General features: G+C 51.9%; 9 protein-coding genes. 4 read left to right on the top strand and 5 right to left on the bottom strand.

Annotation, left to right across the window (positions count from 1 at the left end; translation table 11 throughout):
• Nucleotides 1-105 precede the first annotated feature (105 nt).
• Nucleotides 106-3,648 carry an OmpL47-type beta-barrel domain-containing protein gene (locus tag ACFQ88_RS31445; protein WP_379460938.1) on the top strand — a complete coding sequence of 1,181 codons (3,543 nt, stop codon included), beginning with the start codon at nucleotides 106-108 and terminating at the stop codon, nucleotides 3,646-3,648.
• Between the two features lie 60 nt (nucleotides 3,649-3,708).
• Here the strand turns inward: ACFQ88_RS31445 and ACFQ88_RS31440 are convergent, their stop codons facing one another.
• Complete coding sequence (locus tag ACFQ88_RS31440; protein ID WP_239633995.1) at nucleotides 3,709-5,019, bottom strand: ABC transporter substrate-binding protein; 1,311 nt, start codon at nucleotides 5,017-5,019, stop codon at nucleotides 3,709-3,711.
• A gap of 229 nt (nucleotides 5,020-5,248) precedes the next feature.
• Between ACFQ88_RS31440 and ACFQ88_RS31435 the strand changes: the two genes are divergently transcribed.
• Complete coding sequence (locus tag ACFQ88_RS31435) at nucleotides 5,249-6,310, top strand: substrate-binding domain-containing protein (RefSeq protein ID WP_239633996.1); 1,062 nt, start codon at nucleotides 5,249-5,251, stop codon at nucleotides 6,308-6,310.
• A 149-nt stretch (nucleotides 6,311-6,459) separates the two neighbouring features.
• Here the strand turns inward: ACFQ88_RS31435 and ACFQ88_RS31430 are convergent, their stop codons facing one another.
• The gene (locus ACFQ88_RS31430; RefSeq protein ID WP_379460684.1) at nucleotides 6,460-7,359 is read right to left on the bottom strand and encodes a helix-turn-helix domain-containing protein; all 900 of its coding nucleotides are present in this window, start codon (nucleotides 7,357-7,359) and stop codon (nucleotides 6,460-6,462) included.
• Between the two features lie 136 nt (nucleotides 7,360-7,495).
• Here ACFQ88_RS31430 and ACFQ88_RS31425 point away from each other — a divergent pair, with 136 nt between their 5' ends.
• Complete coding sequence (locus tag ACFQ88_RS31425) at nucleotides 7,496-9,373, top strand: ADP-ribosylglycohydrolase family protein (RefSeq protein ID WP_379460682.1); 1,878 nt, start codon at nucleotides 7,496-7,498, stop codon at nucleotides 9,371-9,373.
• 325 nt (nucleotides 9,374-9,698) lie between these two features.
• Here ACFQ88_RS31425 and ACFQ88_RS31420 read toward each other — a convergent pair whose 3' ends face one another.
• Genes ACFQ88_RS31420 through ACFQ88_RS31410 form a run of 3 tightly spaced genes read right to left on the bottom strand, consistent with a single transcriptional unit; the run spans nucleotide 9,699 to nucleotide 11,564 of the window.
• Nucleotides 9,699-9,929: a hypothetical protein gene (locus ACFQ88_RS31420; protein WP_379460624.1), complete on the bottom strand. Its 231-nt coding sequence runs from the start codon at nucleotides 9,927-9,929 to the stop codon at nucleotides 9,699-9,701.
• A 13-nt stretch (nucleotides 9,930-9,942) separates the two neighbouring features.
• Nucleotides 9,943-10,470 carry a TlpA family protein disulfide reductase gene (locus ACFQ88_RS31415; RefSeq protein ID WP_239633999.1) on the bottom strand — a complete coding sequence of 176 codons (528 nt, stop codon included), beginning with the start codon at nucleotides 10,468-10,470 and terminating at the stop codon, nucleotides 9,943-9,945.
• A gap of 23 nt (nucleotides 10,471-10,493) precedes the next feature.
• Entirely contained in the window at nucleotides 10,494-11,564 is a 1,071-nt protein-coding gene (locus ACFQ88_RS31410; RefSeq protein WP_239634000.1) for a YVTN family beta-propeller repeat protein, read from the bottom strand.
• 139 nt (nucleotides 11,565-11,703) lie between these two features.
• Between ACFQ88_RS31410 and ACFQ88_RS31405 the strand changes: the two genes are divergently transcribed.
• Nucleotides 11,704-12,657 (top strand): sulfurtransferase, encoded by a 954-nt coding sequence (locus ACFQ88_RS31405; RefSeq protein WP_379460621.1) that lies wholly within the window; start codon nucleotides 11,704-11,706, stop codon nucleotides 12,655-12,657.
• The last annotated feature ends 11 nt before the right edge of the window (nucleotides 12,658-12,668 follow it).

The following is a 12,668-nucleotide window of genomic DNA, read 5'->3' as shown; positions in this document are numbered from 1 at the left end:
ATGGAAGGGAGCCGATGCTGAACTCAAAGTGCTTATGATGCATTACTGCTTTTCGTTTGTGCCAAGATCGAGAGGAAAGAAAAGGAGGCTTGCGAGTTGATAAAGATGAAACCGTTCCTGCCTTTTGCAACCCTGTTAACCGTATGTATCGCGATACTAACCGTGCTTCTAGCCCCGGTGCCATTTACTCCATCAGTCAGCGCCAGTGAGGAGCCTATGACGGTCATTGACGAAAATGCCGATTACTCCAAGCTTTTTTACAAAACAAGTAATATTGCAATAAGCTCTAGCAGCCCCGAGCGGTATGGAGGCGATAGCTCCAGATTTTACAAAACGTCGAATGGGGAAGCTTATGTCATTTACGAGACTCCGAATGCAGATATTCGTGTCTGGAGCGGCTTCCAGATTGTGACGTGGTACAATCGAAGCGGCACGGGTGTCATACCTGGGGATATGTCTTTTGAGGCTTCGCCGGACAACTCCGTATACACTCCGATGGAAAGTGTTGTCAAAACGGTCAGCACGGATCCGTTGGTCGGGGGCTGGGGCAAGGTGAGCTGGGATGCGACGGCACTGCCTGCCGGGACCCGATATGTCAAGATCGTGTTCGGAGATACGGCAGCGCATCCGAGCTCGTGGGCCATCCAGATCGGCAAATCGACCCTGTACTCTGTGTACAACCGGTTGGCTCTTCAAGAAGAGATCGACGCCTCGCAATCCGTGCTGAATAGCGCCGTAGTCGGTAACGGCCCCGGACAGTATCCTCAAGCGGCTGCCACCGCGTTCGCTTCGGCGATTGAGGCCGCACGGGCTGTCAACAATAATCCCGATGCATTGCCGAACGAAATGCAGTCCGCCTACAACCAATTGAAGCAAGCGCGCAGCACGTTTTTGAACGCAGTCAACATGGCCTTGAATTGGCCTGCCGGCGCTACAATTACGTCTACTTCATCAAGTCTTAATCACATAACGGTGACCTGGCCTGCCGTAATGGAAGCGAACCAATATGCCGGCGTCACCTATCACGTGTACCGGAACGGCAGCGAAGCGGCAACCGTTACGGGAACGACCTATACGTTTAACGGGCTCAAGCCCCAAGCCAAGTACGAGTTCAGTGTCGTGACCCGTGCGGGAACCAATCAATCGAAGCTGCTAGGTCCTGCAGTACTCGCTACGAGCGATATCGGAGCCGTTCCAGCTCCCGATTTCAGCTTGATCGATCCCGATGACTTTGCCGATGAAGATTATATTTCGCCGGAGGTTTGGGTGAACGACCGCCGTGGAATTCCTTATTACTACAAGCATTTCCACACGGTGGCCAACGCAGTAAGGCTGGATGAGCCGGATCGCGGATTTATCGATATCGTGGTGCACCGGGATCCGAAAGATAATTTCCCTTACAATGCGCGCATTCAGGAAAATCATCTATGGTTCACCTATTTCTATACGAACCGGGCCTCGTGGAACATTTACTACGGGATGCCACAGGTGAAATACCGTTTGGAAGCGGTGCTTGAGCATCTGTTATCCCTGCAGAGCCCGCAAGGAGCTTTCTCCGAATACAGTGCAGGGGGCTACAATTTGCCGGGAACGTCGTTTGCCCTGCAATTTCTCGGTCAAACCGTTCGTCTGTTGGAGGAGGCCAAAGCGGCGGACCCCAGCTTCCCATCCATTGACGAAGCTTTGTACAACCGAGTAATCGAGGCAAGCCGTAAAGCGATCGTGCATGTGTTGAACGACAGCGCCTTCTGGACGCACGGCACCGCCTATACGAACCAGTATACGCTCATGTGGTCCGCCACCGCCGCCTATTTGGCCTATCATCCGGATGCGGCCATCGATGCGAAAATGCGCGAGAGGTTCGATCAATCTGCAGCGGCGTTTATCAGTCCGGCGGGATTTTATTATGAGAACAGCGGGTATGATATGGGCTACAATGTAGGCGTCCATATTCAGAATATGATGACGGACTATTACTATTTCAAGAATACCGATATGGAGCAGAAATTGGTTACCAAGGAAAGCAAGTTCATCGACTGGCTGTCCTACAATCTGGTCCGTGAGCCGGACGGCTCGTTCTTTACGTCCAATGCGGCGCCGTCGGGACGTACAGACTCAGGTCATTACGCGAGAAAAGATATCCCTCTTGCGGAGAAGCTTCCACTGGCAAGAGCGTTTGTCAAAACCCGGGACGAAGCGGCGGCGGAAATCGTGCAGGCTAAAAGCGATATCGTCAAGAACGGCATCTGGCCGAATGTGCCGGCCCTTTCTTTGAACGGAGGAAACTCGTACAATCCGTACGGACTGTACAACCGGATTCTGTACCGCTACTATCCAACGGAAGCGGAGCGTGCGGCGGCGGTTGCCCAGCTGCCATACCTTGCGAGCGAACGTTTTAATCACCAGCGCAATGACGATCGAAGCGGGCTGCAGTTTACTTACGTGAGACGTCCGGACTATTATGCGGCATTCAACGCAGGGCCCAAGAAGGCGGCCATGCAAGCCTTCGGGATTGGATTGCTCTGGCACCCCCAAGGCGGTATTATGGTGTCCAGCCAGACGGAATCCTCGTCGGCTTCAACAAATCGAGGATTATCATGGGGAACAATGAAAGCTTCGTCCAATAGGGTATACGAGAACGGAAATGTGCTGCCGACCTATCGAATCAACGGACAAACGCTTCAGCCGGCTATCGGGCATGGCGATGTAGCGCAAGGTCAGATGGAGGTTCAATACAATCTGGGTACAGCCGGAACGAAATCGGTAACCTTCCTGGAGGACGGTATATCGGTGCAGGTCCAGCATGCCGAGCCGTTTGTGGAATACGTGCCGATCGTGGTAGGAGCAGACGATCAAGTCATGCTGAACGGCGGAAGCTTCACGTTGGTCCGTGGCAACGCCGTGCTGCACATCACCTTCGACGAAGGGGTGGAAGCGAATCTTGAGCAGAAGGGATACCGGATTTACGACAAACGAATCCATATGCTCAAGCTGCAGGCCAGCGGCTCCTTGACCTATACGATGACGATGTCGACGGACGAGACGGCACCTGTGTCGACGTCGGCCATAGTGCCTTCGGAGCCTGCCGGAGACAACGGCTGGTACACCGGTGATGTCACGGTAACGCTGAACGCGACGGATGAAGGGACCGGTGTGGCGCGTACGGAATACCGTCTGAACGGAGGAGAGTGGAGGAGCTACGAGGGTTCGATTCCTATTGCAACCGAGGGAACGAATGTGCTCGAATACCGCAGCTCGGATCAAGCCGGCAACACGGAAGAGATCCGTACGGCTACGATACCGGTCGACCGGACGGCTCCGACGATAATCGTCGTGCCGGATCAGGCGAAACTGTGGCCGCCGAACGGACGGATGACGCCGATCCGGGTGACCGTGCAGGAGGCTGACTCCATCTCCGGTATAAGCACAGTAACGCTGGACTCCATCGTTAGCAGCGAGCCGGACACGGAAGGTGTTGCTGACGCGGACTACGGGACGAACGATACCGAGTTCCGGCTTAAAGCGGAAAGGGCGGGAGAGGGATCGGGGCGGGTCTACACGATTACCTATACGGCTGCCGATAAAGCGGGACACAAGACCAGTGCTTCGGTCACTATCACAGTTCCTCACGATGCTGGACAGGAATAACGGTGCAAGCAAAAAAAAGCGTTTGGTTGAATGACCAAACGCTTTTTCTCTGGGCTGGCATTACTTGGCTTTCACTTCCTTGGCTGCCTTGGCCGCTTCGATGGCTTTATTGATTTCTTCCTCGAAGCTTCTTAACGCCGTGTTGGAATCCGTCTTGTCTTTAATCATCGTGGCGAAGGAGCTGCCGAAGTCTACGCCGACGTCGGTCAGCTTGGAATCCCGCGGTTCCATGGGAGGGGCGTCGGGATAATAGAATAACGCGCCTACGTTTTTGCCAGCCCATTCCGGCACATTTTGGCCGAATGCTTTTTTCACGGCAGCGCTCTTGAGTGTTGTCCCTTGGCCATTCTTGGACAGAAGCGTCTGCATTTCCTCGGAGAGCATGTAGGAGATGACCTCGAAGGCTTCGTCTTTATACTTCGACGTCTGCGCGACGAACAGCGACAAAGTGGCCGGCTTGAACCCGGTATTCGGACGCTCCTTCAGGCCGGGCACGGATACCACGTCCCAATTGAGCTGCGGATTGGCGCGAACCGCACCGACAATCGCCGAATGGCTGTTGACCATCGTGGCAATCGTCCCTTTGGAGAAATCGCCCAACGGAGCGATAATCGCGCCAGGAATTTCGAAGAAGCGTCTCAAGTTGTCGTACAGCAGCTTGTAGCCGTCATTATGAATGGTGGCTTTGTCTTCCTTTGTATGCAAAGGACTGATAGAGAGCTGGTTATTCAGCATAATATTATTAGGCTGTGTCGTAAAGCCCTGGTAAGTAACGGCCCCGTCCTCCCGGGTCAATAGCCGGGACAGCTCATAGACATCGTCCCAAGTCATGCCGTCCTTCGGGTAAGCGACGCCAAACCTGTCGAAGATATCTTTGTTGTAAAATAACGCGTACTTATTCATCGTAAACGGCAGGCTGTACAGCTTTTTCTCGCTGTTTTGCGCGAGCGTGTGGGCCAATACATTGGGTTCAATGCTGCCCAGATCGAAATTGTGTTTTTTTACCAGCTCCTGCAAATCATAATGGAAGCCGTTCGTAATGACCCTGCTTGTCGTGAATGCGGTCGATTCATAAATAATGTCTGGCAGCGTTCCCTGCGCAATCAGGTCGGCGTACTCGCTGCCTTTCCCCCTGTTAATAAAATTCAACGTAATGTGAGGGAATTTCGCCTTTAGGGCTTCCTGGATCGATGGGTCCAGGGTAGCCTCGAGCGAGCTTTGCGCGAAGTACCAGGTCAGCGTTATCGGATCCTTCGGCTTCTGTGAAGCGGGATCCCCTGCAGGTTCGATCGGCTCGCCCCGGCTGCAGCCGTTCAATAATGCACCGATCAGAAGGCAGCTTAACCAAACGGTTTCTCTCTTTTTGATCATAACAATCAACCTCCGTTTTTCATGTGTGCTCTGCCGGCACCCTGTCAATGAAAATCATGATGGTATAGTTGTCACGCGTGCTTTCACGAGGGTTCCGTTGGAACGGACCAAACGATTCATTTAGCGGATAAAAACGCTTACAAAATGTGGATATCGTTATGGTACAATAAATGATAAGCATGATATAGTTGAGGTTTTGTTGATTATATTACGAAAGGCATGTGAACCTATGGCCAGAAAAAAATCTGTCACTTTGCCTATGTTAGCCGAAAAGCTGCAGTTAAGCGTGTATACCGTATCCAAAGCGCTGCGGGGACTGCCCGGAATGTCCGAGGCGACTAGAAGGGAAGTCATCCTGCTGGCCAAGGAGCTCGGATATTTAACGAAGGATCAGGAGCGCAGCCTCCTGTATGAAGGCATTCCGCGGCTTTCCATTCAGCAGAGGCGCTTCCTGATGGTTACGACCTCGCATTTCTCTTTTACCTTTCAGCAATTATTCCTTGGCTTGAAGGAGAGAATGCACGAGCTGGGCCATAAGGTAGATATGGCTTTTATGCCGGCGACTCTTTCGACGGAGGGGTTCAAGGAATGGGTAGATCAAGAGGGGATCATGTACTCGGACGGCCTGTTTCTCGCCCCGCTTATACCTGAGCCGCTGGAGGCCTTGCTATTGGAGCTGAGACTGCCGCGGGTTTTGATAAATTTTCCGCCTGTAGGAGCCCGAGTGGACAGTATTATATGGGATATCCATGACGCAACGATTCAGTCGGTCCGTTACCTGATCGCGAACGGTCACCGCAACATCATGTATGTGGGGGATACGACGACAACCCGAGGCTATAAGCATCGCTGGGATGTTTTTCAGCTGACGATGAAGCAGGAAGGCATCGAGGTGGAAGAGAGCAGCCACTTTATTAGGATTTCAACGAAGGATCCTGAGTGGATTGCCACGTTCCAGAACCATCTGGAGCGGAACAATCCGACGGCACTGATCTGTTCTTCCCATGGGACGAATTTGTCATGGTTGTTCTACGCATGCAGCGAGGCGGGCCGCAAGATTCCCGGCGACGTGTCGATCATCCTCATCGATAACCTGCAAGCGAGCACCGTTCCCGACATTACGCGCCCCGTGCTGTTTATGCAGGAAACGGGGTATCGGGCTGCCGACCGGATGCTGTGGCGAATTGCCAACACTCAGATGCCCTACGAGCATATTCGAGTACAAGGAACGTTCTTCGAAGGGGCGACCGTCAGGAATTTGTTGGCGGTTGAACAAGGTACAACCCAATAGCGACGAAGCCTATGGACTCTTAATAAATTGATACGCCAACGCAGTGAATAGGGGCTTCAGGGATGGCATCACCTGTAAATAATTGTAAATTATTAAAATCGCTGGAGCGGACTCTCGGCTGCTCCCCGATGAAATCATTCGCTCCCTGCTTAGGGGAGCGTTGTTTGTTTACCGTCGCGATAGTGCTGCGGCGCGACTCCTTCCACCTTTTTGAACAGGCGGCTGAAATAAAACGGGTCCGAATACCCGACTTCCATGGTTATTTCTTGAATACTTTTGCCGGTATGAAGCAGCAAATGCTTGGCTCTCTGGACCCTGAGCTGTTGGATATATTGAACCATAGGGATTCCCGCGTATTTCTTGAACACTTGGCATAAATATTCGTATTTGTAGTCTAGTGTCCGTTCCAGCCTCTCTCTAGTGATGTCGGATTCGTAGAAATTGTTCAAATGATTGACCAATTTGCGAAAGGTAAAGTATGAGACCGGGAAAGCCGTGTCGAGATCGCTTTGCTCCAGAAAGTCACTTGCGATGAAACCGAGCATTTCCGCGAGAAGCAGCGTGCTTTGATAACGAAAGTAGCCTTGGGGCTTCCTCATCGTTTCCACAAGCTGCTCAAATCGGCTGAGCAGATGATAGCGCTTCTGGTTCTTGTACATTCGGGGGACAATGAGCAGATCCTCATGGTTGATCTCGACGGTTCGCAGCTCGGTTCGTTCGGCATGGATAATATTAAGCTCAGTGGAGCGATTTATATTGATAGTGTCCAGTCCGGGACTGCAGGAAAATTGGGCCCAAAAGAATTTGCCCTGCCGTACGTCCGGATTCCATCCGTTATGCTGCTCCCACGGTCCAAGCAATAGCGAATCCCCGGCTTGCAAGACCATCCGGCTTCCGCCCGCTTCCAAATGTACCGCTGCTTCTGCCGCGACGATCAGCTCATAGTACGGATTATAATGCTTATCGAAAAACGAAGAGTTGGTATTCACATCGAAAAGATCGGCCCACTTCACGTCCAGTACGGATAATCGCGACATTGAATAATACATGAAATGACTCCCGTTCCTATTTTTTGGGGAAACATCTTAATCGCGTTAATGGCCTCCGGCAAAAAGCAAATTTATAATCGGTTTAGGCTTACGTCGATTATATCATAACTGAAAACGGTTGAAGGGGGCGGTATATTTGAAAGAATTAAATGTATTAAACGAACTAGATTATTATCGGATTGTATACGGAGGCTGGCTGGGCAAAAATATAGGGGGGACGCTCGGCGCGCCGGTAGAGGGCGTTAAGGATCTATTGGCATTGACGTTCTATCCGAAGCTGCCGGACGGACCGCTCGAGAACGATGATCTTGATCTTCAGCTGGTTTGGCTGCACGCGTTGGAACAGTACGGCCCCGGGCTGACGGCTCGAGAGCTGGGACAGGAATGGCTGGAGCACATTTTTTTCCCTTTTGACGAATACGGTTACGCGCTGACCAATTTACGAAGAGGATTGATTCCTCCATTATCCGGTTCGTTCAACAATCCGTTCACGAATTGTATGGGATCTCCTATCCGTTCTGAAATATGGGCCATGATCTCTCCAGGCTTACCGGAAAAGGCGGCTTATTATGCCTATCAGGATGCTATCGTCGATCACGCGGGCGGAGAAGGGGTATACGGAGAGATGTTCTTCGCCGCCATTGAGAGCGCCGTATTCTTCGAGAAGGATCGCGACCGTCTGATCGAGATCGGCCTGCAGTACATTCCTGCTTCCTGTCGGACCTATAAAGCAGTACAAGATTTGATCCGCTGGCATCAGGAAGGGAAGAGCTGGACGGAGGCCCGATCGCTGATTCTGGAAAGGCACGGTAGCAACAATTTTACCGATGCACCGCAAAATATCGCGTTTACGATATTGGGGTGGCTGTACGGCACAGATTTCGAAGATGCGATTCTGAAGGCTGTCAACTGCGGTTACGATACGGATTGCACGGCAGCTACGCTAGGTGCCATATTAGGCATGCTGCTGGGTCCGGACGGGCTCCCGGACAAATGGGTGAAGCCTGTCGGTGACCGGGTTGTCGTCAGCCCGCCTATCAAAGGGTTCCCCGCACCTAGGAATCTGGATGAATTAACCCGCCGCACGATTCGTATGGGGAAACAGGTCCTGGCTGCATCGGATTCAGGTATTACGGTTCACCCCAATGAACCAAGCACATGGGATAGGCATTACCATACTTTGGAAGAAGTTAGAGAGCTGTGGGACAGGACTCCAACCTCGAATCAATATTTGCTCCCGCGGGGAACAGTGCAGAGCCCTTCACTTGAGCTGATCATCGAGTACGGCCCGGAAGGACCTGCTATAGGTAAGAATCAGACGAAAACACTGCATTTCACTCTAATCAATCGCTCGCTGACCGCCATCGCAGGAAAACTCTCGCTTGACCTGCCGCAAGGGTGGAAGGGTCCGGATGCATTCGAGACGGTCATGCAGCCGAATGAACGTACGCAATGGGATGCCGAGATTGGTTCGTCTTCTTCTGCAGGAGCTTATCATGAGCTTGCTTTGGTCTGGACAAGAATTCACGATCAAGTGGTATGGGCAGCGGAGAAGGTCCCGTTTACCCTGATTGCCTCTTCACACTGGATAGTATGGGGGCCTTCTAGCAGCGATGGGATTGAAGCTGATTTCTCCGGGAACCGTCTTGCATGGGATAAGGCGGTCGGAATGGATGGAGATGGACGATACAGGGCTGTATCGAAGCTCCATAATCCGTCTGATCGGCAAGTGAGGTTGATCGCAGCGGCGAATAGTCCCATAACGCTCAAGCTGAACGGGGAGGTCGTAATCGATTGCAAACATGCTCCCCACTTTATGCCTGCTTATCACAGGGCGCCTAAAGAGCAGCAGGTTGAGTTGACGCTGGCGGCAGGAGTTTACGAAGTTGAGGTGGAAGCTTACCAAAGCGGCGTGCCGCTGCAGGCTTATATATTGCCGGTTGCGACCCGGAATACTAGTGAACCAGGACCTTGCTATTACTACACCGATATGCTTTTTGATATAGAGCTGTAGCAGGTTGCATTGCATGCACTTTATTATAGGCGGCAGCTCTAGTTTTCAGGAAATTTGTCGCTGGAAAGCGGTCAATGGACGCAACGTTAAGGAGGTAGCCCCTCATCGCGATATCTCTGTGCCCGTTTCACCGCTCCCTAAGCGAGTCCCAATCGTTGACGATCCCTTCCGTTGGAGAGTGTTGCCCAAGTTGATGTGGACCGCAGATCCGTTATTTTACCAAAAATGCCTCTATTTGCAGGCTGATCGGACTACAGGTCCTTTATTTTGCGTATATACACATTTTCCCCTGTTAAAATAATCCAATAACGGACTCTCGGTCCGATCACACTTCAAAAGCAGCATCATTTCTGGAAATAACGGATCTCCTGTCCGATCTTTTTGACAAACTAGTCGGAAAGGGCATACCCCACTGAATATTCGTTATCGCCTTTGATTTTTCAACAAACCCTGCTTCCGTAGGGAAATTATCATCGTAAGTGTAGATATCGCCGGAGGCAGCGGATTTCTCATCTTGGCATCGGACATTGTCCGGTGCTTTTCTTTTATCCTGCATCAGGGACTGCTGATCAATCGCTTATCAGCTTCTTTATCTTTTGTTCCAACTGCTCGCGGTCCAACATGTACAACACGTCGACGACCTTACCGCTTTTGTCGATCAGAAAGCTTGTAGGAATAGCCCGTACCTGGTACGGTCCGGTCGCGTCTCCTTTCGGATCGAGCAGGACGGGAAACCGGAAGTCGAACTCCTTGACGGTGTCCTTCACATCCGCAATCGTGTCCAGATGCGTTGCGTTCACGGCATAAAGGTCGATCCGATCTTGATATTGATCGTACAGCGCTTTTAAATCCGGCGCTTCCTGCCGGCAAGGTCCGCACCACGAAGCCCAGAAGTTCAAGATCAGCGGTTTGTCCCGGGTCCCTCCTACGTGATACGGCTGCCCTTCGAGCGAAGCCAGCTCGAAGGATGGCGCCAGATAGCCGGCTTGCGGCCCGGTATCCGCCGGCTTCGCTGTGTCACTGACTTGGAATACATTCAAATATACGGTTACGCCAATGAATAACAGAATGATGATGACAATAATCCGATTTCGCATTATACCCATTCCCCCGCCTGCGGTTAGCAGCTGCCGCCGATGCCGGGCAGCGCTTTAAGCTGAATCCCATGAGGCTGTGTACCGACGGTAATCCGGTCGACAACCTCCTGCTTCTCGGTATCTATCACAGCTACCTGATTGGAGCCGCTGAGCGTCACGTAAGCTTTCGTTTGCTGCCGGTTGAACGAAATATGCTTGGCTCCCGGAAGGCCGGTTATCGTCTTCAGCGCTTTATTGCTTTGCAAGTCGACAAAAGTAACGGCGCTGCCTTCCATTCCTGTGACAATTGCAGTCTGTCCGTTATCGGTTACGACGACATCCGTCGCTCCGTCAGCCACGTCGATTTTGCCGAGCTGCTTGCCGTCGGCGGTATCGTAAATTTCCAGGGCGTGGTCTCCGGCAGCCGGTACGTACAGCTTTTTCCCGTCGTCGCTCACTTTGACGGCACGCGGGATTTTACCGGTAGCGATGGTGCGCTCGACCGTCTTCGTTTTCACATTCACAATATATACTTTGTGGTTCTCATGATCGCTTACATACAGCTTATCGCCGAGCAGGGAAAGATAGTTCGTTTTGGCGCCAGTGCCCAGATCGATTGTTCCCGCCTCTTTTCCTTCCTTCGTGTCGACGAGATAGACAAACTGGCTTGCTACGGCAGCGACATATAACGTTTTATTATCGGGGGACAGCACCATGCCGTGCGGCATAGGGCCGACAGGTACTTCCTTCACGACCTTCAGCGTCTGCGTATTGATGAAAGAAATGGTGCTGCTGTGCTGGTTGGCCGCATAAGCTTCGCGCATCGTACTCGAGAAGATGACGGTCGACGGGGATTCCGACACCGGGATGTTCCCGACCACCTTGCTGGTGACGACATCGATAACGGAGATGCTGTTCTCTTTCTCGGAAGGGACATAGAACTGGATGCTCGTCAATTTGCCGGCCGCCGGCTGATTGGCTGCCGCCGATCCTTCAGCGTTAGCAGTCTTTCCTTGCAGGCGCTGTTCCGCCTCTTGCTTCGTTTCCAGGGCGCATCCGCTTAACAGCACGGTTAACGATGCGATAACAAGTAACCCTTTTTTGTACGTAATCATTGCAGGCTCTCCTAACTTGAACATCATTTTCATGGTCCGCAAAAAAATCATTGTATTTCTATCGGAATTGATGATATTATACAGTGGAATCGTGATGGAAAGCAATCGTTCATTTTCAAATTAGTAGGGGGAATCATCAATGAAAAGCAAATGGATTACCGTTACCTTATTGGCTGTGGCCGTGTTGTCGGCAGCTTGCGGTAAAAAAGAGGCACCCGTCTCTGTAAATGCAGGGGACGCCAAGACTAACGGATCGGCTGCCGTGGTGAAAACGTCCGATACGTATCCGAACGCACAGCTGCTCGCGGATGTGAAATGGGCGGAAGAGCATGCGAAGGACGGCAATGTAAAAATATTTGACGTACGCTCCAAAGGCTACGAGCAAGGTCATATTCCCGGTGCGATTGCGCTAAACTCCGGCTTGCTCAAGGATGCCAAAAATAATACGATCTTGGCGACCGAGCCGTTCACGGAGCTGTTCCAAAGCCTCGGCGTAAACAGCGACACGACCGTGCTGCTATACGATGAGGGGAATGCGCTGAACGCAACACGCGTCTTTTACGCACTGGAATATTACGGGCATAAAGACAAAGTGAAGGTGCTTAACGGAGGATACGCAGCTTGGGCTTCCGCAGGCAAAGACGTATCGACCGACAAGCCGGCGGTGACGAAAGGCAATTTTATCGCCAAACCGAACGATAAGCTGGTCACGACCAAAGATCAGATCAAAGAATTGAACAAACAGCAGTGCCTGCTGCTCGACGTTCGTTCCGCAAAGGAATACACAGGCGAAGATGTTCGTTCCCAGAAAGGCGGACATATCGATCAAGCGGTCAACAAAGAATGGAGCGATTCGATCGACGCGAGCGGTGCGGACGGCGTGCCGAAGTTTAAAAGCTACAAAGATTTGAAAGCCGCATTCGATCAAATCGGCATCGTGCAAGATAAAACGGTCATTCCATACTGCCAAACGAACGTGCGCGGGTCCCATACTTACTTTACATTGAGACTGCTCGGGTTCTCCGATATTCGTCCTTATGAAGGCTCTTGGGCGGAATGGGGCAATGCGGCTGACACGGAAGCCGTCAAATAAGGAGCGGAGCC

Origin of the sequence: Paenibacillus sp. NPDC056579, from assembly GCF_042793215.1 — a bacterium.
Classification (GTDB): domain Bacteria; phylum Bacillota; class Bacilli; order Paenibacillales; family NBRC-103111; genus Paenibacillus_S.
The sequence above is the reverse complement of the archived record's forward strand: the minus strand, read 5'-3'. Positions and strand labels throughout refer to the sequence as shown.